The following is a 20,852-nucleotide window of genomic DNA, read 5'->3' on the forward strand; positions in this document are numbered from 1 at the left end:
GGGACGCAGACGCGGCGGGCGGCTCACGACTGTGGGCCGCCCGCCGCCCTCTGGTGACGACGGCGCCGCCGTCCCGACCGACAGCTGAGGTGCACCGTGACCGGCTCCGCGACCGACCGACGCACCGGCGGCCAGGGTGGCGGCCGGGCGGACGGACGCGTCGACGGCCGGGTCCAGCGCGGCGAGGAGACCCGCCGGGCGGTGCTCCGCCGGGCGGTCGAGATCGCCTCGGTGGAGGGGCTCGGCGCGCTCTCGATCGGCCGGCTCGCCACCGACCTGGGCCTGAGCAAGAGCGGGGTGTTCGCGGGCTTCGGTTCCAAGGAGGAGCTGCAGCTCGCCACCGTCCGGGCGGCCCGGCGGATCTACTACGACGCGGTGATCGCCCCGGTCGAGGGCGACCGCCCCGGCCTGGCCGCGGTCTGGCGGCTCTTCGAGTCCTGGATCGCCTACTCGCGGGCCCGGGTGTTCCCCGGCGGCTGCTTCTTCTACGGCGTCACCGCCGAGTTCGACGCCCAGCCGGGGCCGGTGCGCGACCTGCTGGCGACCAGCGCCCGGGAGTGGCAGCAGACCGTCGGCGCCCTGCTGGAGGGCGCCCGGGACGCGGGCGAGCTGCGCGCCGACGCCGACCCGGACCAGCTGGTCTTCGCGCTGACCAGCTTCATGGAGACGGCCAACTCGCAGGCGCTGCTGTTCGGCGAGGACACCCCGTACGACCGGGCGGTCAGGGCGGCCCGGAGCCTGCTGCGGGCCGAGGCGAGCGACCCGGACCTGCTGCCGGAGGGCTGACCGGCCCGCTCCACCCGGCAGCTGCACCGGCCCGGGAACCCGATCGACCCCCCTCCACCCGGGCCTTCCCCGGACCAGAAAACTGCACGAACGGTCGTGCTAATATCGCCGGGAGTTCGGCCCCCGCACCCAGGCAGACCCGTCAGCACCGACAGGGAGACCCCGATGGACCCGGCCGTCGCACTGATCCGCACCACCCTCAACACCGCCTCGCTGCTCGCCCCCGGCCCGGCCGGCCGCGCCGCGTTCGCGCTGTTCCGCCACCCGCTCCGGCGCGGCCGGCTGCGCCCGCACGAACAGCACGTCCACGCACAGGCCGTCACCGAGCGGCTGACCGTCGGCGGCAAGCCCGTGGTGGCCTACCGCTGGGGCGACGGCACCCGGCCCGTCCTGCTGCTGCACGGCTGGCAGTCCCGCGCCTCGCGGTTCGCCCCGCTCGTGCCGCGACTGCGGGCGCTCGGCCTGACCCCGGTCGCCTTCGACGCCCCCGGCCACGGCGAGTCCGGCGGCGGCACCACCCACGTGCTGGAGTACCGCGAGCTGGCCTTCCGGCTGCAGGAGCGGTACGGCGACTTCGAGGCCGTGGTGGCGCACTCGCTCGGCGTCAACGCGGCCTTCCTCGCGCTGCGCGGGGGCCTGCGGGCCGGGCGGCTGGTGGCCGTCGCCGGGGCGGCCGAGGTCTCCTTCATGCCCGCCGCCTTCTGCGCCAGGGCCGGCCTGAACGCCCGGATCGAGCGGCGGCTGCGGTGGCTGGTGGAACGGGAGATGTTCCCCGGGGTCGAGGACGTCGCGGAGTACTTCGACGCCACCCGCCACCCCGAGGAGATCGGCCTGCCGGTCCTGGTGGCGCACGACGAGGGTGACGACGTCGTCCCGGTGGACCACGCCCACCGGCTCAAGGCCGCGTACGGCGACCGCCTGGAGCTGCTGGTCACCCGCGGGCTGGGCCACCGCCGGATCCTCGGCGAGCCCGCCGTCCTCGACAACGTCTTCGGCTTCCTGGCCGCCGCCGACCGCACGGCGGGTGCCGCGTGAAACCCGCCGGCCTGCCCGGGCTCCCGGGCCTCCCCGAACTGCTCGCGCTGCACGCACGCTCGCTGGAGTCGGCGGCCCGGTTGGTCGACACCGTGCAGCCGGAGCAGCTGGTGCTGGCGACGCCGTGCGCCGGCTGGACGCTGGGCGAGCTGCTGGCGCACGAGGCCGGCCAGCACCGGGGCTTCGCCGCCGCGGCACGCGGCGCCGGGCCCGACCCCGACCTGTTCGCGGCCGTGCCGGTCGGCAACGACCCGGGCGGTGCGTTCCGGCGCTCGGCCGCGGAGCTGGCGGCCGCCTTCGCCGAGGCGGCGGCCGACGGCGAACGGCGGCTGTGGCTGCCGGAGATCCGCGCGGACGGGGCCTTCCCGCTGCGCCCGGCGGTCGGCTTCCACCTGGTGGACACCGTGGTGCACAGCTGGGACGCCGCGGCCGCGCTGGGCGTCGGCGCCGGTGTCGCCGCGGCCGTGGCCGGCGATCCGCGGCTCGCCGGCGCCCTGCTGGCGGTGGCCGAGCGGGTGCCCGCCGGGCCGGCGGACCGGGCGCCGGGGCGCGCGTTCCGCGAACGCCGGGAGACCGCCGCCGGCGCCGGGCCGTTCCACCGCACGCTCGCCCTGCTGGGCCGCGACCCGGCCTGGGCGCTGCCCGCGCGGTAGGGCCGGCGGCCCGGGCGCGGCGCGGTACGGCGGCCGGTGCGGCGGCCCGGTGCGGAACGGCCCGGTACGGCGGCGCGCCGGGCCCGGCCGCTCAGCTGTCGCCGCGCGGCTCGTCGGGGAACCGCGGTCCGCCGATCAGGTAGAACAGCGCGGCGATCGGAAAGCCGATCGAGGCGGCCAGCAGCACGATGAATTGCCAGAACATCCGTCGCTCCTCGTCCTCGTCGGTCGTCCCGCCCGTGGCGCCCCGTCAGCCCCGGGAGGCTCGGGCACCCGAACGGGGATCTCAAACCCGCCGGGCCCCGATTGGCCGAATTGTCCACTCGCTATCCGACGGTATGGCCGAATTGCCCCCGCTGCCACCGGACGGCGCAGCGCGCCGCGTGCAGGGGTCTGGGCCTGCGCCCGGCCCGGCGTCCACACTGTCGGGATGCAGGTACAGCTCGCAGGAGAAGCACGGCGGCCGGGCCGCGAGAGCGAGGACTTCGCGGCGGCCTCGCCGGAGGCACTCGTCCTCCTGGACGGTTCGAGCTCGCCGACCGGCCTGGAGTCCGGGTGCCGCCACGGCACCCCCTGGTACGTACGGCGGCTGGGGGTGCATCTGCTGGCCCGGCTCACCGACCGCGCGGACCGCTCGATCGCCGAGTGCCTGGCCGACGCCATCGTGGAGACCGCCGCGCTGCACGGCGGCCGGTGCGACCTCGCCCACCCCAACACGCCGGCCGCCATGGTCGTCGCGGCCCGCCGGCACGGCACCGCGCTGGAGTACCTGGTGCTCGGCGACTCGCTGCTGGTGCTGGAGTTCAAGGACGGCCCGCCCAGGGTGATCGGCGACAACCAGCGCTTCCCGGGCGGGGAGGAGCTGCGCCGGCAGGTCTGGTCGACGGTGCCCGGCTCGGACGAGCGCGCCGCACTGCACCTGGAGTACGCGCTGGCGGTCCGGGCGGCCCGGAACAACGGCGGCGGTCCGTGGATCGCCGCCGCCAGCCCGAAGGCGGCCCAGCACGCCGAGACCGGCTTCGTCGGTCTGGACCGGCTGCGCGCGGTGGCCGCGCTGACCGACGGCGCCTCGCGCTACACCGAACGGTTCGGCCTGGGCAGCTGGGGCGACGCCCTGCGGCTGCTCGCCGAGTCGGGGCCGGGCGAGCTGATCGCCCAGGTGCGGGCGGTCGAGCGCACGGACTCCGCCTGCGAGCGCTGGCCGCGGGGCAAGGCGCACGACGACGCCTCGGCCCTCTACGCACTCCTGTAGGGGGACCGAGGCGTCTCCACCACGGGAACAGCCCTCAGCCGCTACCTCCGGAACGGCCCCGGCGTCTCCCTCGACTCGTGGCCGACGAGTCCTTGAAAGTCGATGCCAAGCCTGGAAGGGCAGTGCGAACCGAGAGGCGACAGCGCCCGCGCAGGCCGGTCCGAAGACGGCCTGCGCGGGCGCTGCGCCATCGGTCGATCACTTCTCGTCGGTGGGGACGGTGCCGAGGCGGCCGGCCTGGAAGTCCTCCATGGCCTGCTGGAGTTCGCGGTGGCTGTTCATCACGAACGGGCCGTACCAGGCGACGGGTTCGCGGATCGGGAGGCCGCCGATGAGGACGACCTCGAAGTTGGTGTCGCGGGAGTCCTGCTTCTCGTCGGCGCGGATGGTGAGGGAGTCGCCGTCGCCGAAGACGACGGCCTGGCCCCGGTGGAAGGGGCGGCGCTCGGTGCCGGCCGAGCCGTTGCCGGCGAGGCCGTAGGCGAGGGCGTTGAAGTCGCGGCGCCAGGGGAGGGTGATCTGGGCGCCGGGGTTGATCGAGGCGTGGATCATGGTGATGGGGGTGAAGGTGGTGCCGGGGCCCTGGTGGCCGCCGACCTCACCGGCGATGACGCGCAGCAGCGCGCCGCCGTCCTCGGTGCTGAGCAGCTTGACGCTGCCGCCGCGGATGTCCTGGTACTTCGGCGCGATCATCTTGTCCGAGGCGGGCAGGTTCACCCACAGCTGGAGGCCGTGGAAGAGGCCGCCGGACTTCACCAGCGACTCCGGCGGGGTCTCGATGTGGAGGAGGCCGGATCCGGCGGTCATCCACTGGGTGTCGCCGTCGGTGATGGTGCCGCCGCCGCCGTGCGAGTCGTGGTGGATGAAGGTGCCGTCGATGATGTAGGTGACGGTCTCGAAGCCGCGGTGCGGGTGCCAGGGAGTGCCCTTCGGCTCGCCGGCCGCGTAGTCCACCTCGCCCATCTGGTCCATCATGATGAACGGGTCGAGGTACTTGGTGTTGATCTTGGCGAAGGCGCGGCGGACGGGGAAGCCCTCGCCCTCGAAGCCCTCCGGGGCGGTGGCCACCGTGAGGACCGGCCGGGCGCTGGTGGCGTTGGGGTCGGGGGTGGCGACGCGCGGAAGGGTCAGCGGGTTCTCGACGGTCACGGCGGGCATGTCGGCCTCCTTCAGGGGTTCCTCTGGCCTACGCCCACGAGAATAGTTCAATCCTCAACAAGAGGCAAGTTGAAGATTGAACTATGTCGTGAGGCCCAGGCCCGGGAGCGCCCCGGGGCCGACATGCCCGCCGGGGCGCGGGCCCCGGCGGCTGCTAGCCGTACATCCGGCGCATGGTGAAGTCGACCATCTGCTCGACCGCCTTGGCGTCGAACACCATCCGGTGCTCGCCCTCCATGTCCAGCGCGAAGCCGTAGCCGGTCGGCAGCAGGTCGAGGACCTCCGCGCCGGTGACGGTGAAGTGCTTGGAGTCCTTGCCGGCGTAGCGGCGCAGCTCCTTCAGCGAGCTGAACATCGGGATCACCGGCGTCGGCGTGTTGTGCAGCGCCAGGAAGCCGGGCCGGTCGCCGCGCGGGCAGTGCACCTTGGAGGTGATGAAGATGGCCTGGAAGTCCTCCACGGCCATCGACCCGTTGGTGAAGGCCCGGACGGCGTCCGCCAGCGACGGCGGGGAAGGCTCCGGGTAGAGGGACTGCTGGCCCTGCGGCTGCTCGCCGTACGGGCCGGGGCCGGGCATGCCGCTCATGCCCGGCTGCGGTCCCGCCTGTTGCTGGTAGGAGCCGCCCGGGTATGCGTTCTGGTCATAGCCGTACACACGGACAGGCTATCGGGAGCGCCGCCACCCGTGCTGGCATCGATCCTGACAAGGAGTGGTTGTCCCGCCTTGTGGGACGTGACCACGTTCATAGCGGATTCACTGCCGGGGGCTTGAACAAGTTACCGCTGGGTAGCATCATGATGCCTACTGGTGGGTACGGGGCGCCCGAACGCGGCGGTCTCCCGGAAGCGACGAACCGGAGAAAACGGCCATGGGTCACTACAAGTCCAACCTGCGGGACGTGGAGTTCAACCTCTTCGAGGTGTTCGGCCGCGAGCAGGTCTACGGCACCGGACCGTTCGCGGACATGGACGTCGAGACCGCGAAGAACATCCTGAGCGAGATCGCGCGCCTCGCCGAGAACGACCTCGCCGCGTCCTTCGCCGACACCGACCGCAACCCGCCGGTCTTCGACCCCGAGACCAACACCGCGCCGGTCCCGGCCACCTTCAAGAAGAGCTACCAGACCTACATGGACGCCGAGTGGTGGCGTCTGGGCATCCCGGAGGAGATCGGCGGCCAGGTCACCCCGTCCTCGCTGATCTGGGCCTACGCCGAGCAGGTCCTGGGCTCCAACCCGGCCATCTGGATGTACTCCTCCGGCCCGGCCTTCGCCGGCGTCGTCCACGACGAGGGCACCGAGGAGCAGAAGAAGGTCGCCCAGCTGATGACCGAGCGCCTCTGGGGCGCCACCATGGTCCTCACCGAGCCGGACGCCGGCTCGGACGTGGGCGCCGGCCGCACCAAGGCGATCAAGCAGGAGGACGGCTCCTGGCACATCGAGGGTGTGAAGCGCTTCATCACCTCGGGCGAGCACGACATGTCCGAGAACATCATCCACCTGGTGCTGGCCCGCCCCGAGGGCGGCAAGCCGGGCACCAAGGGCCTGGGCCTCTACATCGTCCCGAAGTTCGACTTCGACTGGGAGACCGGCGAGCTCGGCGAGCGCAACGGCGCCTACGCCACCAACGTCGAGCACAAGATGGGCCTCAAGGCCTCCAACACCTGTGAGATGACCTTCGGTGCCAAGCACCCGGCCAAGGGCTGGCTGCTGGGCGAGACCGTCGACGGCATCCGCCAGATGTTCAAGATCATCGAGTTCGCCCGCATGATGGTCGGCACGAAGGCCATCGCCACCCTCTCCACCGGCTACCTGAACGCGCTGGAGTACGCCAAGGAGCGCGTGCAGGGCGCCGACATCTCGCAGTTCCTGGACAAGACCGCCCCGCGCGTCACCATCACCCACCACCCGGACGTGCGCCGCTCGCTGCTGACCCAGAAGGCCTACGCCGAGGGCATGCGCGCGCTGGTCCTGTTCACCGCGTCCACCCAGGACGACATGCTGGCCGCCCGCCTGCGCGGCGAGCGCGACGAGGCCGCCGAGCGCCTGAACGACCTGCTCCTGCCGATCGTCAAGGGCTACGGCTCGGAGAAGTCCTACGAGCAGCTCGCCCAGTCCCTGCAGACCTTCGGCGGCTCCGGCTACCTGCAGGAGTACCCGATCGAGCAGTACATCCGGGACGCCAAGATCGACACCCTCTACGAGGGCACCACCGCGATCCAGGGCCAGGACTTCTTCTTCCGCAAGATCGTCAAGGACGGCGGCCAGGCGCTGACCGCGCTGTCCGAGCAGATCCAGAAGTTCCTCGCCACCGCCGAGGGCGGCGACGCCCTGGCCGCCGAGCGCGAGCTGCTCGCCAAGGCCGCCGGCGACCTGGAGGCGATCGTCGGCAAGCTGCTGGCGGACCTCTCCTCGGTCGAGCAGGACGTCAAGAACATGTACAAGGTGGGCCTCAACACCACCCGCCTGCTGATGGTCTCCGGCGACGTCGTGGTCGGCTGGCTGCTGCTGCGCCAGGCCGCGGTGGCCCTGGCCAAGCTGGAGGCCGGCGCCTCCGAGAAGGACGTCGCGTTCTACCAGGGCAAGGTGGCCGCGGCCCGCTTCTTCGCCAAGAACGTGCTGCCGACCGTCGCCCCGCAGCGCCTGATCGCCGAGGGCATCGACAACGAGATCATGGAGCTGGCGGAGGAGGCGTTCTGACGCCGCGCACCCCACTGACCGCCTGACGAACCCTCACGACGAAGGGCCCGGTGCTGCACCGGGCCCTTCGTCGTTCCCCGCCGGCGAGCCCCGGGGCGACCGTCCGCGACCGGGCGGTGCCCCCGGGTGCCCGGCTCCCGGCGCGGTGTCAGTTCACGTTTCTGTCTGTGTTCTGCATCCGTTGGGACGTTCCGAGTGTCATGTCCGTGTACGGGCATATGCTCAAGGTGCGAAGCCGAACCCCCCATCCGGCTCCGGCCCTCCCTCGACTCAGGAGCAGCATGTCGACCGCCGCCCGTCAGGCTTACTTCGACCGGACGCACACCGATGATCTGATCGCCTTCCTCGGTACCTCACCGTCGCCGTACCACGCGGTCGCCAGCGCCGCGGAGCGGCTGGAGAAGGCGGGCTTCCGGCAGGTCGCCGAGACGGACGCCTGGGACGCCTCGGCCGGGGGCCGCTACCTGGTCCGCGGCGGTGCGCTGATCGCCTGGTACGTGCCGGAGGGCGCCGGCCCGGAGACGCCGTTCCGGGTGGTCGGCACCCACACCGACTCGCCCAACCTGCGGGTCAAGCCGCTGCCGGACACCGGCTCGGCCGGCTGGCGGCAGGTCGCGGTGGAGATCTACGGCGGCGTGCCGCTGAACACCTGGCTCGACCGCGACCTCGGCCTCTCCGGGCGGCTGGCCCTGCGGGACGGCAGCGTGCGGCTGGTGCAGCTGGACGAGCCGCTGCTGCGCGTGCCGCAGCTGGCCATCCACCTGGACCGCCAGGTCAACGAGGGCATGAAGCTCGACAAGCAGCGCCACCTCACCCCGATCTGGGGCCTCGGCCCGGTCGACGAGGGCGGCCTGATCGAGTACGTCGCGCAGCGCGCCGGCGTCGAGGCCGCCGACGTGGCCGGCTGGGACCTCATGACCCACGACGTGCAGCCCGCCTCCTACCTCGGCCGGGACCGCGAGCTGCTGGCCGGCCCGCGGCTGGACAACCTGCTCTCGGTGCACGCCGCCACCGCCGCGCTGGCCGCCGTCGCCACCGCCGCGGCCGCCGGCGCCGAGCTGCCGTACATCCCGGTGCTCGCCGCCTTCGACCACGAGGAGACCGGCAGCGAGTCCGACACCGGTGCCCAGAGCCCGCTGCTCGGCAACGTGCTGGAGCGCACCGTCCACGCCCGCGGCGGCAGCCGCGAGGACCGCGCCCGGGCGCTGGCCGGCACCGTCTGCCTCTCCTCGGACATGGGCCACGCCGTCCACCCGAACTACAGCGAGCGGCACGAGCCGGGGCACCACCCGATGCCCAACGGCGGGCCGATCCTGAAGGTCAACGTCAACAACCGGTACGCCACCGACGGCGTCGGCCGGGCGGTGTTCGCGGCGGCCTGCGAGAAGGCCGGCGTGCCGTGGCAGACCTTCGTCTCCAACAACGCCATGCCCTGCGGCACCACGATCGGCCCGATCACCGCGGCCCGGCTGGGGATCGCCACGGTGGACTGCGGCATCGCCGCGCTCTCCATGCACTCGGCCCGCGAGCTGTGCGGCGCGGAGGACCCGTACCTGCTGGCGAGCGCGATCAAGGCCTTCCTGGAGGGCTGACGGCGCCGGGCCGGGCGCGCCCCACGCTCCATGCTCCACGCTCCACGCCGAAGGGCCCGGCGGAGGTTCTCCCCTCCGCCGGGCCCTTCGGCGTGCTCAGGCCGGTGCTCCGGTGCCTACTCCTGCTCCGGCGCCTACTCCATGCCGGCCAGGACCAGCGGCAGCCGGCTCGCGCCGTCCGCGACCAGCTTCACCGGCACGCCCCAGTCCTGCTGGTGGACATGGCAGGACGGGTACTCGATCTCCGGGTCGTCGTCGCAGGACGCGGCCATCGCCGAGACGTGCAGCACGCCCTCGGCCACCTCGCCGGAGAGCAGCAGCTCGCGGGTGAGCGCGGTGTCGGCGCCCGCGCCGGAGACCAGCAGCTCGGGCGGGGTGGAGCTGACCAGCAGCCGGGTGGACGGGCCGTAGCGCTCGTCCAGCTTCTGGCCGGTGGGCGCCCGGAAGACCACGTCCAGCGTGAACGCGCCGGGTGCGACCTCGGTGGCGGCCCGCTGGGTGCGGTGCGCGACCGACTCGACCCGGACGGCCTCCTCGGGCAGCCGCAGCCTGGTCAGCCGGTGCCGGGCCGACTCCACCACCACGATGTCGTCGTCCACCAGCAGCGCGCCGGAGGGCTCGCGCAGGTCGGTGGCGAGCGTGCTCACCTCGCCGCTCGCCGGGTCGAAGCGGCGCAGCGCGTGGTTGTAGGTGTCGCTGACGGCCACCGAGCCGTCGGGCAGCACCGTGACGCCCAGCGGGTGCTGGAGCAGTGCCTGGTCGGCGGCGCCGTCCCGGTGGCCGAAGTCGAACAGGCCGGTGCCGACGGCGCTGTGGACGGTCTTGGTTTCACGTGAAACCCACCGCAGCGCGGAGGTCTCCGAGTCGGCAACCCAGAGCCGCTCGCCGTCCGCCGAGACGGCGAGGCCGGACGGCTGGGCGAACCACGCCTCGTCGACCGGGCCGTCGACCAGGCCCTCGTTGGTGGTGCCGGCGGCGACGCCGACGGTGCCGGCGGCGGGGTCGAAGGCCCAGAGCTGGTGGACGCCGGCCATGGCGATCCAGACCTTGCCGTCGAACCAGGCGACGTCCCAGGGCGAGGAGAGGTCCACCTCGCGGGCCGGCCCCTCGGTGGCCGAACCCTGCCACCACTGCCGGCCGGTGCCGGCCAGGGTGGTGGTGCGGCCGTCGCTCAGCCGGACGCCGCGCAGCGCGTGGTTGACGGTATCGGCCACGATCACGTCGTGGTCGAGGCCGGCGTCGGCCGGCACCAGGAGCAGGCCCTGCGGCTCGCTGAACCTCGGGCTGGTGCCGTCGACCAGACCGCGCACGCCGTCGCCGATCCGGCGGACGACGGTCTCGCCGTCCTCGGCCAGCTCGACCAGCGAGTGGTGGCCGGAGTCGGCGACCAGGAAGTGCCCGCTCGGCAGCCGGACGGCCTTGCCGGGGAACTTGAGGTCGCCCGCGGTCGGCTCCGGCGGCACGTACGGGCCGTCGCCGCGGCGCAGCGTGCCCTTGGCGGCGTGCTCGGCCTCCAGCTCCTCCACCAGCCGGGCGATCGCGTGCGCGTGCCCCTCGCCGGCGTGCTGGGCGACCACGTAGCCCTCCGGGTCGATCACCACGAGCGTCGGCCAGGCCCGCACCGCGTACTGCTTCCACGTCGCCAGCGCCGGGTCGTCCAGCACCGGGTGGTGCACCTCGTACCGCGCCACGGCGTCCACCACGGCCTGGTGGTCGGCCTCGTGAACGAACTTGGGCGAGTGGACGCCGACGATCACCACGGTGTCGCGGTGCTTCTCCTCCAGCTCGCGCAGCTCGTCCAGGACGTGCAGGCAGTTGATGCAGCAGAACGTCCAAAAGTCCAGGATGGTGATCTTGCCCCGGAAATCGGCGAGCGTGAGCTCCTTGCCTCCGGTGTTCAGCCAACCGCCTGCCCCGACCAGCTCAGGGGCGCGTACACGTGCACGAGATGCCATGAGGCAATCAAACCCCACCCGGCGGGGCGGTATTCCGTCCACCCGTCCGGACGGCCGACGGGGGTCGTGAGGTGGTGCCGCGCGGCGGTGCTTCACGGAGCGGGGGTGGATCGGGTCGAATGGCGGGCGGGGGGCACGTCCACACCCGAGGAGGCACTGTGCGGTACCTGGTCAGGGAGAAGCTCTTCGCGATCGGCGACGACTACTGGATCGAGGACGACCGCGGGAACAAGGCGTTCCTGGTGGACGGCAAGGTGCTGCGGCTGCGGCACACCTTCGAGCTGAAGGACGCCGACGGCCGGGTGGTCGCGGTGGTGCGGGAGAAGGCCTTCACCGTCCGGGACGCGATGCGGATCGAGAACGCCGACGGCGACACCGTGGCCACGGTGCGGGAGAAGCTGTTCACGCCGTTCCGCGACAAGTACCGGGTGGAGCTGGCCGGCGGCGGCGAGCTGGAGATCCACGGGGACCTGATCGACAAGGACTACCGGATCGAGGACGAGCACGGCGCCGAGCTCGCCCGGATCTCCCGCAAGTGGTTCAGCATCCGGGACAGCTACGGGGTGGAGATCGCGGACGGGGCCGACACGGCGCTGCTGCTGGCGGTCGCGGCCTGCGTGGACCACCTGGCCGAGGAGGACTGACCCGGGCGGCGGGGGTGCCGGGGGCGGTCGCTCCCGGCCGGCGCGCCCGGCACCCCGCCCCTGACCTCAGCCCCCGGCGGGCTCAGACGATGATGTGCGGCAGGAAGCGGGCGCCCTGGTGGGTGATCGGGCTGTCGTCCGTCTCGCGGATGCCCAGGCCCGCCGCCTCGCCGTCGACCACCCAGGTGCCGAGCACCGGGCGGTTGCCGTCGAAGTCGGGCAGCGGGTGGAGCTGCTGGTAGCAGTGGCCCTCGGCGCCGTAGCGGTCCGGGTCGCCGGCCCACTCGGCGAGCCGGGTCTCCCGGCCGCCCGGCTCGACGATCCGGACGCCCGCGCCCTCGCGGCCGAGCAGCGGCTTGGCCGCGTAGCCGGGGCCGCCCGGGTCGGCGAGCTCGCGCGGGCCGTCCAGGTAGGCGGGCAGCAGGTTGGGGTGGCCGGGGTAGAGCTCCCAGAGCACCGCCAGCAGCGCCTTGTTGGAGAGCAGCATCTTCCAGGCCGGCTCGATCCACAGGGTGGAGCCGGTCCGGCCGCCGTGGTCGAGGACGTCCAGCAGCTGCTCGCCGAACTCGTCGGAGGCCAGCCACTCCCACGGGTACAGCTTGAACGCGGCGCGGACGAAGCGGTGTTCGAGGTCGACGAAGCGGCCGGAGAGGCCGTCCCAGCCGATGTCCTCCATGGCGATGCCGACCGTCTCGATGCCGGCCTGCTCGGCGCACTCCTGGAGGTAGAGGGTGGTCATCCAGTCCTCGCCCTCGGTGTCGCCGCGCGAGTGCGCGAAGTGCACCGGGCCGGGCGGCAGCAGGTCCTTCTGCTGCGCCCAGGCGTCCACCAGCCGCTCGTGCAGCGAGTTCCACTGGTCGGCATGCGGGAACCGCTCCTCCATCCAGAACCACTGCGGACCGGCCGCCTCGATCAGCGAGGTCGGGGTGTCGGCGTTGTACTCGAACAGCTTGGCCGGGCCGGTGCCGTCGTATGCGAGGTCGAACCGGCCGTACAGGGAAGGCTGTTCGGCGCGCCGCCGCCAGGACTCGGCGACCGCCGCGGCCAGCCGGGGGTCGGTGATGCCGTAGTCGGCGAAGCGGCCGGTGCGGACCACGTGGTCGGCGGCGGTCAGGCACATTCCGTGCAGCTCCTCGACCACCTCCTCCAGCGCCTCCACCTCGGGCAGCGAGAACTCGTAGTACGCGCTCTCGTCCCAGTAGGCGTGCGGTCCGCCCTGGTTGCACGGGTCGGAGCACATGGCGTAGATCAGGCCCTGGGCCTCGACCGTGGCCAGCCAGTCCGGGCGCGGAGAGACGGTGCGTCGGCGCATCGCGGTCAGCCCCCGCCCGAGCCGCTGGAGCCGGACGGGCAGCCGAAGCCGCCGCGCTTGGTCGCGGCCTTGTCGAAGGTGCCGCCGATCGCGGTGGTGCTGCCGGAGCCGCAGTAGTACCAGCGGCCGGCCGCCGCGCTCGTGCCGCCGCCCGTGCAGGAGTGGCTGTCCAGCACCTTGAGCGTGGACGGGTCGACGCAGCGGCTCGGCGGGTTGCCGCCGCCGGAGGAGGCGCAGCCGGAGAGGGCCAGGGCGAGGGTGCCGACCATGCCGAGGGTGACGAAGCCCGAGCGGCGGCGGGACTGCGGTGCCGGGCCGACGGCTCCGGCGGTGCCGGCGGTGCCGGCGGTGGTCGGGGCGGCCGGGACGACCGGGGTGGCTGGGGTGGCCCGGGTGGCCGTGGTGGCGGGCGGTGGCGGCGTCATGGCGCCCGATGGTACGCGCGGGGCTGGATGGTACGGCAGGGGCCCCGGTACCCTGACCGGATCCGGGGGGCATGGGATATCTTTTGCCGATCCTTGACCGTTGGACCCGGGGGGCCAGACACCCATGAACGACATCCTGCACGGCCTCGGTGCGGCCGCCGCCTTCGGCGCCGTCGGCGTCGTGCTGCTGCTCCTCGGCATCGTCCTGGTGGACGCCCTGACGCCGGGCAAGCTCGGCCACCAGATCTGGGTCGAGCGCAACCGCAACGCCGCCCTGCTGCTCAGCTCGGCGCTGCTCGGCATCGGCGGCATCGTTTTCACCGCGATCCTCTACACCTACGAGGACTTCGGGAAGGGCCTGGTCTCCACCGCCTGCTTCGGCCTGCTCGGGCTGGTGCTGATGGCGGTCGCGTTCTGGGTGGTGGACCTGCTGACGCCGGGCAAGCTCGGCGCCATCCTGGTCGACCCCGAGCCGCACCCGGCGGTCTGGGTGTCGGCCAGCTGCAACCTCGCGGTGGCGGCGATCGTGGCGGCCTCGATCGCCTGAGCCGGAGCCGGGCGCGGCCCGTCCCGGCGCGGCCCGGTGCCGAGGCCGGGTGCGCTACGCCTGCGCGGCCCGAGGCACCCGGGCGACTCGGTCGCCGCCCGGCCGCCCCGGTGGCCTCCGCTGCGTCAGCCGGCCGCGGCCTCCTCGGCCACCGGGTCGCCGGCGGCGCGGTCGGTGACCGGGCGGCGGCGCAGGGCCGGGTCGGTCAGCGCGGGCGGCTGCCAGACGCCGTCCGGGTGGTAGACGTTGGTGCCGGGCGGGACGACGGCGTCGATGCGGTCGAGCACCGCGTCGTCGAGGACCAGGTCGGCGCCCTTGAGCGCGGCCGCCAGCTGCTCGGCGGTGCGCGGGCCGATGATCACCGAGGTGACCGCCGGGTGCGCCAGCGGGAAGGCGAGGGCCAGCTCGGGGAGCGTGCGGCCGAGGTCCTCGGCGATCGCGGTCAGCCCCTCGACGGCGTCCAGCTTGGCGGTCGTGCCGGAGAGCGCCGGGTCGAAGCGGGCCGGGTGGAGCGCGGCCCGGCCGGTGCCGAGGTCGATCGGGCGGCCCTTGCGGTAGCGGCCGGTCAGGAAGCCGGAGGCGAGCGGACTCCACGTCAGCGCACCCATCCCGAGCCGCCGGACGACCGGCAGCACGTCCCGCTCGATGCCCCGGGCGAGCAGCGAGTACGGCGGCTGCTCGGTGCGGAAGCGCGGCAGGCCGCGCTTCTCGGCGACGTGGTGGGCCTCGACGAGCTGCTCGGCGGGGAATGTCGAGCAACCGAAGGCGCGGATCTTGCCGGCCCGGACGAGGTCCCCGAGCACGCCGAGGGTCTCCTCGATGTCGGTGCGGTGGTCCGGCCGGTGCACCTGGTAGAGGTCGATCCGGTCGGTGCGCAGCCGCCGCAGGCTCTCCTCCACCTCCTGGACGATCCAGCGCCGGGAGTTGCCGCCGCGGTTGCGGCCCTCGCCCATCGGGAAGTGCACCTTGGTCGCGAGCACCACGTCGTCGCGGTTGCCGCGGCTCTGCAGCGCCTTGCCGACGATCTCCTCGGACTCGCCCGCCGAGTACATGTCGGCGGTGTCGACGAAGTTGATGCCCTGGTCGAGGGCGGTGTGGATGATCCGGGCGCAGTCGTCGTGATCGGGATTGCCGATCGCGCCGAACATCATGGTGCCGAGGCAGTAGGCGCTCACCTCGATGCCGGTGCCGCCGAGGACGCGGTAGCGCATGGTTCAAGTCCCCTTGTCAGGAATCTGCACGGTGGAGTCCGGGTGACGGGAGCCCGGGTGTCGGGAGCCCGAGGTCCGGAGTCCGCCGGTGGCAGCCCGTCGGCAGTGGTCCGCCGCCGCCGCTGCCGGTGCCCGTGCGCCGGGTGCGCCCGGGGCCGTCCGGTGGCTCCGACGATAGGAGTTGGAGTGCGCTCCAACGCAAGGGGTTTCCGGCGGGCGGTGCCGTCCCCCTGCCGGGGGAGCGGGTTCCCCTCCCCGGGGGAGGGCGCCGGCGGGCGGCCGGTGCGAGCTTGGGCGCATGACAGCGATCGAGGTGCGAACGGCGGAGCCGGGCGCGACCGGGCGGACCGCGACCGGGCGGACCGGGTGGACCGGCAGCGGTGCGGGCGTGGCCGTGTGGGGCGTCGGGTACGCGGTGTTCGGCACGGTCTGTGCGGTGACCGGGACACCGCTGTTCGGCACCGACCGGCTGGGGTGGGCGGTCGCGGCGGTGGGTGCGGCCTCGGTCGCGGCCGGCGCGGTCGCGTCCCGCTCGGCCCACGCCGCCCCGGCGCACCGCGGGGTGCTGCACCCGGTCCTCCGGACGCTCTGCGTCCTGGCCGGCGCGGCGGCGTTCGGCCTGCTGATGGACGTGATCACACTGCTCTTCAACCAGGCCGTGGACAGCGGCCCGGGTGCGGCCCTGCACGCCCTGTCGGCGCTCGGCGCCCTGCTGCTGGCGGCCACCGCCCACCGGGCCCGCGCCACCGGCGCCGCCGCCGGTGTCGCCGGCGCGGCCGACCGCACCGGCCGGCCGCAGCCGTCGGCAGCCTCCGGCCCGGTCCAGCTGGCCGCACTGGCCGGGAGCCTGGCCTTCGTCCCCTACGCCGGGATGAAGCTGACCTGGGCGTTCGGCGGCACCTTCGCGGGCGTCAGCGGCGCCGAGACGCGGGCCGCCGCCGAACGCAACGGCGCCTCCGGCCTCTGGCTCACCCTGGAGTCCTGGGGCGTGGACGGCACGGCCCTGCTGGCGGCGCTCGGCGTCTTCCTGCTCTGGGGCCTGGTCCGGCCGTGGGGCCAGGTCTTCCCGCGCTGGACCGTGCCCCTGCACGGGCGCCGCGTCCCCCGCTGGCTCCCGCTCACCCCCGCCCTGCTCGGCGCCGCCACCCTCGCCCCGTACGGCCTCGTCGGCATCGGCTACGCCGCTCTGGGCACCACCGGTCTGGTGACGATCCCGCTCGGCGACTTCCCGACCGAGGCCGACGTCCTGCTGGTCTGCTGGATCGGCCTCGGCGCCTTCGCCGTCTACGGCGTCGCCCTGGCCGCCGCCGCCCGCTCCTACTGGCACCGCACCGCCCCCATCACCCTCCCGCCGCAACCCCTTGAGCCCACCCCCGGCCGTGCCTAGGATCGCGGAGCGGCCAGTGGGGTGGGGCGAGGGCGAGGGGCGCGAGTGACGGCTACTCAGCGGATGCGGATCGTCGACGGCACTTTGAAGTTCTTCGCGTTCGTCTTCGGTTCCGGGGCGTTCGTCTTCAGCACCCTGGCGGGCTCCAACAGCGCGCGCCAGGTGGAGTTCATCCTCTACGGCATCGCCACCACCGGCCTCACCGTGCTGGTCGGATCGGTGGAGGCACGGCGTGCGCGGACCGTGCACGGGCAGGTCGAGGCGCTGGCCCGGGAGACGTCCCGCGGCCTGAACGAGCTGGTGACGGCGCTCGCTCCGGGGACCACCTTCACCGCCAACATCAGCGGCATCCTGGCCGCATCGGGGGATCCGAGCACCGAGCGCGGCCGGCTCGACCAGGCCGTCGCGGCGGCCGCCGCGCGGATCCACCACTCCTGCCGCGGGGCCTACTACTCGTGGGACCCGGCGACCACGACCTTCACCTGCCGCGGGCGCTCCCTCGACTCGGCATCTCCCGTGGAGCGGATCGGCCCCGGCGACTTCGGCATCGGCGCCCTGCGCAAGGTGGTCACCACCGGCCGGGTGTTCCGCCGCACCGGCACCAAGTCCTACTTCCGCGGCAACGTCCCCGGCACCCCGGCCGACGACGCGGTGGTGATCGTCCGGGTGCAGGCGGGAAACGTGCCCCTCGGCGTGCTCGCGGTGGACGCGAAGACGGATTCCTGGAGCGACACTTTCAGCGAGCCGGACCAGCAGGAGTTCAGCGACCAGAACGTCCGGCAGCTGCTGGTCCTGGCCGACCTGCTCGCCGGCGGGCTGGCCCGCTGAACCCGACAGCACCAGGGGCCGGCGACGCCGGATCCGGGAGGAGGAGCGTGTGAGCAGCGGCTACAACGCGGTGCCCGGCGGGCCGCGGCGGCGGGCCTTCCGCCGGCGGGCGGTCCGGGTGGAGCGGGACTGGGAGGAGGGCGACATCGAGCCCTACTTCTTCGACCCGGGAGAGTTCACCGGGAGCGGCGGCGAGGGGGATGCGGCCGCGCAGATCGAGGAGATCCACCGGAGCCTGCCGGGCAGCCGGCTCGGGCTCTCGTACGCGGTCCTCGGCTCGGCCGGGCTCGCGGTGCTGCTCTGGCTGTACACCCACACCGTGTGGGCCTTCGCGCCGGCCGGACTGGCGGTCCTGGCCACGGGGGTGCTGGTCTGGTTCCACGTGACGGACCGGGCCGACCGGGCCCGGCGCCGGGCGGCGCTCCTGGACCGCGGCTACCGGGAGGGTCCCCCGGTCGAGAGCGAGTTCCGGGAACGCTGAGGTCCGTCGCCCGGGGGCTCCGGGCCGGGCCGGTTTGCGGAAGTGGCAACTGTGCTTGCCGCCGGTGTGGGGGCGGGCGCAGCCTGGCGGTGGAGGTGGCCGGTACCGGCGGCACCCCACCCACCGCGAGGGAGGACGGCATGACCGACCACGAGCAGCGCGCGGCCCACGGCCACGGGCAGGCCCACGGACACACCCACGCCCACACCTGCGGCCGCGGGGCGTCCGGCGCCGAGCCGGACTGGGACGCCCTCGCCGCCTACCTGGAGCGCGAGGGCGAGCTGCACGCTCCCGCGTTCACCCGGGCCGCCGGGTGGCTGCGCGAGCTGCGGGGCGGCGCCGCGGTCGAGCGGGTGCTGGACGTCGGCAGCGGCCCGGGTGTGGTCGCGGGCCTGCTGGCCGAGGCCTTCCCGGCCGCCGAGGTGGTCGCCGTGGACCGGTCGGCCGCCCTGCTGGAGCGCGCCCGGGCCCGCTCGTCCGGTCGGGTCGCCACCCGGCAGGCCGACCTCCCGGCCGACTTCGGTCTGCTCGGGGCGGCCGACCTGATCTGGTCCTCGCAGGCCGTCCACCATCTGGGCGACCAGCAGGCCGCGTTGACCGCGCTGGCCGGCTCGCTGCGCCCCGGTGGTCTGCTGGCCGTCGCCGAACGCGGGCTGCCGCTGCGGTTCCTGCCGCGGGACATCGGCCTCGGCCGCCCCGGCCTGCAGGCCCGGTTGGACGCGGCACACGAGGACGCGTTCAGCCTGATGCGCGCCGAACTCCCCGACACCACCCCCGTGGTGGAGGACTGGCCGGCCATGCTGGCCAAGGCCGGCCTGGTCCCCGCCGGCAGCCGGACCTTCCTGGCCGAGTGGCCGGCCCCGCTCGACCGGCAGGCCCGCGAGCACCTGCACGGGCACCTGGCCCGGCGGCGCGACCAGCTCACCGGGCAGTTGGACGCGGAGGACCTCGCGACCCTGGACGCGCTGCTGGACCCCGACGCGCCCGCCGGCATCCTCGTCCGTCCGGACGCCTTCTTCCTCGTCGCCGTCACGGTGCACACGGCCCGGGCGGGCGGCGGTTCCTGAGGGCCGTCGAGTCCTCAGCGGTCCGGTTTGCGGTGCCGGCCGGTGCCCTCGCGCGGGACCGGTACCACGGGGACACCGCCCTGCCCCATCGCGCCCGCGGTACCCGTCCGGGCGCCGGTGCCGACCCCGGGGGCTCTGTCGCCCTCGGTGTCGGCCTCGGAGTCGCCCGCGGTGTCGCCCCCGGTGTCGGCCTCGGTGCCGCTCCCGGAGCGGGTGATCAGCGCGTACGCCGCCGCGTAGTTCGCCGCGACGCCGACCGGCCGCCACACGTAGCCGTCCCACTCGACCACCAGCCGCGGTACGTCGAGGTGGACGTGCGCCCCGCGGCGCGGCCCGGTGGCGAGCGTGATGGCGTCCCGGGTGCCGGGCGCGCGCCGGCGGCCCGCCCGCCGTGCGTACCATTCGGCCAGCGGCTCGTCCTCGGCGCTCACCGCCACCTCCCTCACGTCTGCCCCGGCCAGTCTTGCCGACGGGAGAGGGCGGGTCGAGTCCACGATCGAGTGAAACCGACGGCCGGTCAGATGCCGGACGCCAGCTTCAGGGTGATGGCGCCGGCGATGATCGAGGCGAACGAGAGCAGCTTGGGCAGGGTGATCCGCTCCTTGTAGATCAGCGCGCCGAAGAGCACGGTGCCGATCGAGCCGAGCCCGGTCCAGATGGTGTAGCCGACGCTGACGTCCAGCGTCCGCAGCGCGAGGCTGAGCGTGAAGATGCCGCCGGCGGCCGCGAGCAGCGTGAGGACGGACGGCCAGAGCTTGGTGAAGCCCTGCGTGGCGTTGGTGCCGAGGGCGAAGGCGATCTCGAAGACGACGGCGATCGCGAGGAAGATCCAGGCCATGGTGGTGTGCTCCTTGGTGGCGTGGGGCGTCGGGCGTCGGGTGACGGGGAGGGTCAGGCGCTCGCGCCGAGCCGGTCGGAGAGCTTGAGCCCGAGCACGCCGCCGATGATGAGGACGAAGGCGGCGACCTTCCCGGCGTTCATCGATTCGTCGAAGATCACGGTGCCGAGCACGACGGTGCCGACCGAGCCGATCCCGGTCCACACGGTGTAGCCGACACCGACGTCGAGGGTCTTGAGGGCGAGGCTGAGGAAGAAGATCCCGCCGGCGGCGGCCGCCGCGGTCAGCAGCGACGGCCCCAGCTCCGTGAAGCCGTGCGTGGCGTTGGTGGCGAGGGCGAAGACCACCTCGAAGACCGAGGCGATGAGCAGGTGGATCCAGGCCATGGAACGAAACCCCCGGGTTCACTGTCCTTGCATGTATGTATGTGCAAATTAATCGCGACTGGGCAAGAGCATGCATGTGCAAGTAACCTGTGTCAACCGCCCCAGCCGTCAGGAGCCGCCCCGATGCCCACGGAACCCACCCCCACCAGCGGTGATTCGGACGCCAGGATGTGGAGCAGGCTGACCGCGCTGCACGCCCAGGTGGAGAGCCGGCTCGCCGCCGCACTGCAGCGCCGGCACGGTCTCGGGCTCTCCGAGTACCGCGCCCTCGGCCTGCTCGCCGAGGCGCCCAAGGGCGAGCTGCGGATGCAGGACCTCGCCGCCGGCCTCGGCCTCAACCAGAGCTCCGTCACCCGCCTGGTGGCCCGCCTGCACGCGGCGGACTTCACCTACCGGGACTCGTGCCCCGACGACAAGCGCGGCGTCTACACCGTCATCACCGAGCCCGGCCGCGCTCGCCGCCAGGAGGCCCGTGGCACCTACGAGGAGACCCTCGGTGCGGCCCTCGACGAGGCGGCCGCCGCCACCCCCGACCTCGCCCCGCTGCTCGACACCGCTCGCCGCTCCCTCGGCTGACCGGGGCGCGGTACGGTCGC

General features: G+C 73.7%; 22 protein-coding genes. 13 read left to right on the forward strand and 9 right to left on the reverse strand.

The window, feature by feature from the left end; all coding sequences use genetic code 11:
• Nucleotides 1–96 precede the first annotated feature (96 nt).
• From ACIPSC_RS05105 to ACIPSC_RS05120, 4 genes are all read left to right on the forward strand, one after another.
• Nucleotides 97–786: a TetR/AcrR family transcriptional regulator gene (locus ACIPSC_RS05105; RefSeq protein WP_400823097.1), complete on the forward strand. Its 690-nt coding sequence runs from the start codon at nucleotides 97–99 to the stop codon at nucleotides 784–786.
• 165 nt (nucleotides 787–951) lie between these two features.
• Nucleotides 952–1,821, forward strand: a complete 870-nt coding sequence (locus ACIPSC_RS05110; protein WP_400823099.1) for an alpha/beta hydrolase — start codon at nucleotides 952–954, stop codon at nucleotides 1,819–1,821.
• Nucleotides 1,818–2,474, forward strand: coding sequence for a TIGR03086 family metal-binding protein (locus tag ACIPSC_RS05115; RefSeq protein ID WP_400823101.1), 657 nt, complete (start codon nucleotides 1,818–1,820; stop codon nucleotides 2,472–2,474). Before ACIPSC_RS05110 ends, ACIPSC_RS05115 begins: the two co-directional genes overlap by 4 nt.
• 430 nt (nucleotides 2,475–2,904) lie before the next feature.
• Nucleotides 2,905–3,726: an integrase gene (locus ACIPSC_RS05120; protein ID WP_400823103.1), complete on the forward strand. Its 822-nt coding sequence runs from the start codon at nucleotides 2,905–2,907 to the stop codon at nucleotides 3,724–3,726.
• 198 nt (nucleotides 3,727–3,924) lie between these two features.
• Here ACIPSC_RS05120 and ACIPSC_RS05125 read toward each other — a convergent pair whose 3' ends face one another.
• Nucleotides 3,925–4,884: a pirin family protein gene (locus ACIPSC_RS05125; RefSeq protein ID WP_400823104.1), complete on the reverse strand. Its 960-nt coding sequence runs from the start codon at nucleotides 4,882–4,884 to the stop codon at nucleotides 3,925–3,927.
• A gap of 154 nt (nucleotides 4,885–5,038) precedes the next feature.
• Nucleotides 5,039–5,539: an SseB family protein gene (locus ACIPSC_RS05130; protein WP_400823105.1), complete on the reverse strand. Its 501-nt coding sequence runs from the start codon at nucleotides 5,537–5,539 to the stop codon at nucleotides 5,039–5,041.
• Between the two features lie 214 nt (nucleotides 5,540–5,753).
• Here ACIPSC_RS05130 and ACIPSC_RS05135 point away from each other — a divergent pair, with 214 nt between their 5' ends.
• Together ACIPSC_RS05135 and ACIPSC_RS05140 are read left to right on the forward strand one after the other, a co-directional pair.
• Nucleotides 5,754–7,583 (forward strand): acyl-CoA dehydrogenase, encoded by a 1,830-nt coding sequence (locus ACIPSC_RS05135; RefSeq protein ID WP_400823107.1) that lies wholly within the window; start codon nucleotides 5,754–5,756, stop codon nucleotides 7,581–7,583.
• 281 nt (nucleotides 7,584–7,864) lie between these two features.
• Nucleotides 7,865–9,175 carry a M18 family aminopeptidase gene (locus ACIPSC_RS05140; protein WP_400823109.1) on the forward strand — a complete coding sequence of 437 codons (1,311 nt, stop codon included), beginning with the start codon at nucleotides 7,865–7,867 and terminating at the stop codon, nucleotides 9,173–9,175.
• 134 nt (nucleotides 9,176–9,309) lie between these two features.
• On the opposite strand, the gene ACIPSC_RS05145 is transcribed toward ACIPSC_RS05140, so the two are convergent.
• Nucleotides 9,310–11,130, reverse strand: a complete 1,821-nt coding sequence (locus ACIPSC_RS05145; RefSeq protein WP_400823111.1) for an NHL domain-containing thioredoxin family protein — start codon at nucleotides 11,128–11,130, stop codon at nucleotides 9,310–9,312.
• A 158-nt stretch (nucleotides 11,131–11,288) separates the two neighbouring features.
• Between ACIPSC_RS05145 and ACIPSC_RS05150 the strand changes: the two genes are divergently transcribed.
• Entirely contained in the window at nucleotides 11,289–11,774 is a 486-nt protein-coding gene (locus tag ACIPSC_RS05150) for an LURP-one-related/scramblase family protein (protein WP_400823113.1), read from the forward strand.
• Nucleotides 11,775–11,856: 82 nt separating this feature from the next.
• Here ACIPSC_RS05150 and ACIPSC_RS05155 read toward each other — a convergent pair whose 3' ends face one another.
• Nucleotides 11,857–13,086, reverse strand: a complete 1,230-nt coding sequence (locus ACIPSC_RS05155; protein WP_400823115.1) for a glutathionylspermidine synthase family protein — start codon at nucleotides 13,084–13,086, stop codon at nucleotides 11,857–11,859.
• A gap of 5 nt (nucleotides 13,087–13,091) precedes the next feature.
• Nucleotides 13,092–13,511, reverse strand: coding sequence for a hypothetical protein (locus ACIPSC_RS05160; protein WP_400823117.1), 420 nt, complete (start codon nucleotides 13,509–13,511; stop codon nucleotides 13,092–13,094).
• 124 nt (nucleotides 13,512–13,635) lie between these two features.
• Here ACIPSC_RS05160 and ACIPSC_RS05165 point away from each other — a divergent pair, with 124 nt between their 5' ends.
• On the forward strand, nucleotides 13,636–14,058 hold the full coding sequence (locus ACIPSC_RS05165) for a DUF350 domain-containing protein (RefSeq protein WP_400823119.1): 423 nt from the start codon (nucleotides 13,636–13,638) through the stop codon (nucleotides 14,056–14,058).
• A gap of 125 nt (nucleotides 14,059–14,183) precedes the next feature.
• Here ACIPSC_RS05165 and ACIPSC_RS05170 read toward each other — a convergent pair whose 3' ends face one another.
• The gene (locus ACIPSC_RS05170) at nucleotides 14,184–15,269 is read right to left on the reverse strand and encodes an aldo/keto reductase (RefSeq protein WP_400823122.1); all 1,086 of its coding nucleotides are present in this window, start codon (nucleotides 15,267–15,269) and stop codon (nucleotides 14,184–14,186) included.
• 298 nt (nucleotides 15,270–15,567) lie between these two features.
• On the opposite strand from ACIPSC_RS05170, the gene ACIPSC_RS05175 reads away from it, so the two are divergent.
• The 4 genes from ACIPSC_RS05175 (at nucleotide 15,568) to ACIPSC_RS05190 (ending at nucleotide 19,032) form a co-directional block, all read left to right on the forward strand.
• Nucleotides 15,568–16,656, forward strand: a complete 1,089-nt coding sequence (locus tag ACIPSC_RS05175; RefSeq protein ID WP_400823124.1) for a hypothetical protein — start codon at nucleotides 15,568–15,570, stop codon at nucleotides 16,654–16,656.
• Between the two features lie 45 nt (nucleotides 16,657–16,701).
• Nucleotides 16,702–17,484: a hypothetical protein gene (locus ACIPSC_RS05180; RefSeq protein ID WP_400823126.1), complete on the forward strand. Its 783-nt coding sequence runs from the start codon at nucleotides 16,702–16,704 to the stop codon at nucleotides 17,482–17,484.
• Nucleotides 17,485–17,533: 49 nt separating this feature from the next.
• Nucleotides 17,534–17,965, forward strand: a complete 432-nt coding sequence (locus ACIPSC_RS05185; protein WP_400823128.1) for a hypothetical protein — start codon at nucleotides 17,534–17,536, stop codon at nucleotides 17,963–17,965.
• Between the two features lie 140 nt (nucleotides 17,966–18,105).
• On the forward strand, nucleotides 18,106–19,032 hold the full coding sequence (locus tag ACIPSC_RS05190) for a class I SAM-dependent methyltransferase (protein WP_400823131.1): 927 nt from the start codon (nucleotides 18,106–18,108) through the stop codon (nucleotides 19,030–19,032).
• Nucleotides 19,033–19,046: 14 nt separating this feature from the next.
• On the opposite strand, the gene ACIPSC_RS05195 is transcribed toward ACIPSC_RS05190, so the two are convergent.
• The 3 genes from ACIPSC_RS05195 to ACIPSC_RS05205 all read right to left on the reverse strand — a co-directional run bounded on the left by ACIPSC_RS05195 (nucleotide 19,047) and on the right by ACIPSC_RS05205 (nucleotide 20,256).
• Nucleotides 19,047–19,463 (reverse strand): DUF6087 family protein, encoded by a 417-nt coding sequence (locus ACIPSC_RS05195; RefSeq protein WP_400823133.1) that lies wholly within the window; start codon nucleotides 19,461–19,463, stop codon nucleotides 19,047–19,049.
• A gap of 86 nt (nucleotides 19,464–19,549) precedes the next feature.
• A complete protein-coding gene (locus ACIPSC_RS05200) occupies nucleotides 19,550–19,870 on the reverse strand; it encodes a DMT family transporter (protein WP_400823135.1) in 321 nt (106 codons plus the stop codon).
• A gap of 53 nt (nucleotides 19,871–19,923) precedes the next feature.
• The gene (locus tag ACIPSC_RS05205; RefSeq protein WP_400823137.1) at nucleotides 19,924–20,256 is read right to left on the reverse strand and encodes a DMT family transporter; all 333 of its coding nucleotides are present in this window, start codon (nucleotides 20,254–20,256) and stop codon (nucleotides 19,924–19,926) included.
• A gap of 123 nt (nucleotides 20,257–20,379) precedes the next feature.
• On the opposite strand from ACIPSC_RS05205, the gene ACIPSC_RS05210 reads away from it, so the two are divergent.
• Nucleotides 20,380–20,832 (forward strand): MarR family winged helix-turn-helix transcriptional regulator, encoded by a 453-nt coding sequence (locus ACIPSC_RS05210; protein ID WP_400823139.1) that lies wholly within the window; start codon nucleotides 20,380–20,382, stop codon nucleotides 20,830–20,832.
• Nucleotides 20,833–20,852: the final 20 nt, after the last annotated feature.

It is taken from the genome of Kitasatospora sp. NPDC090091, assembly GCF_044747365.1.
Classification (GTDB): Bacteria; Actinomycetota; Actinomycetes; order Streptomycetales; family Streptomycetaceae; genus Kitasatospora.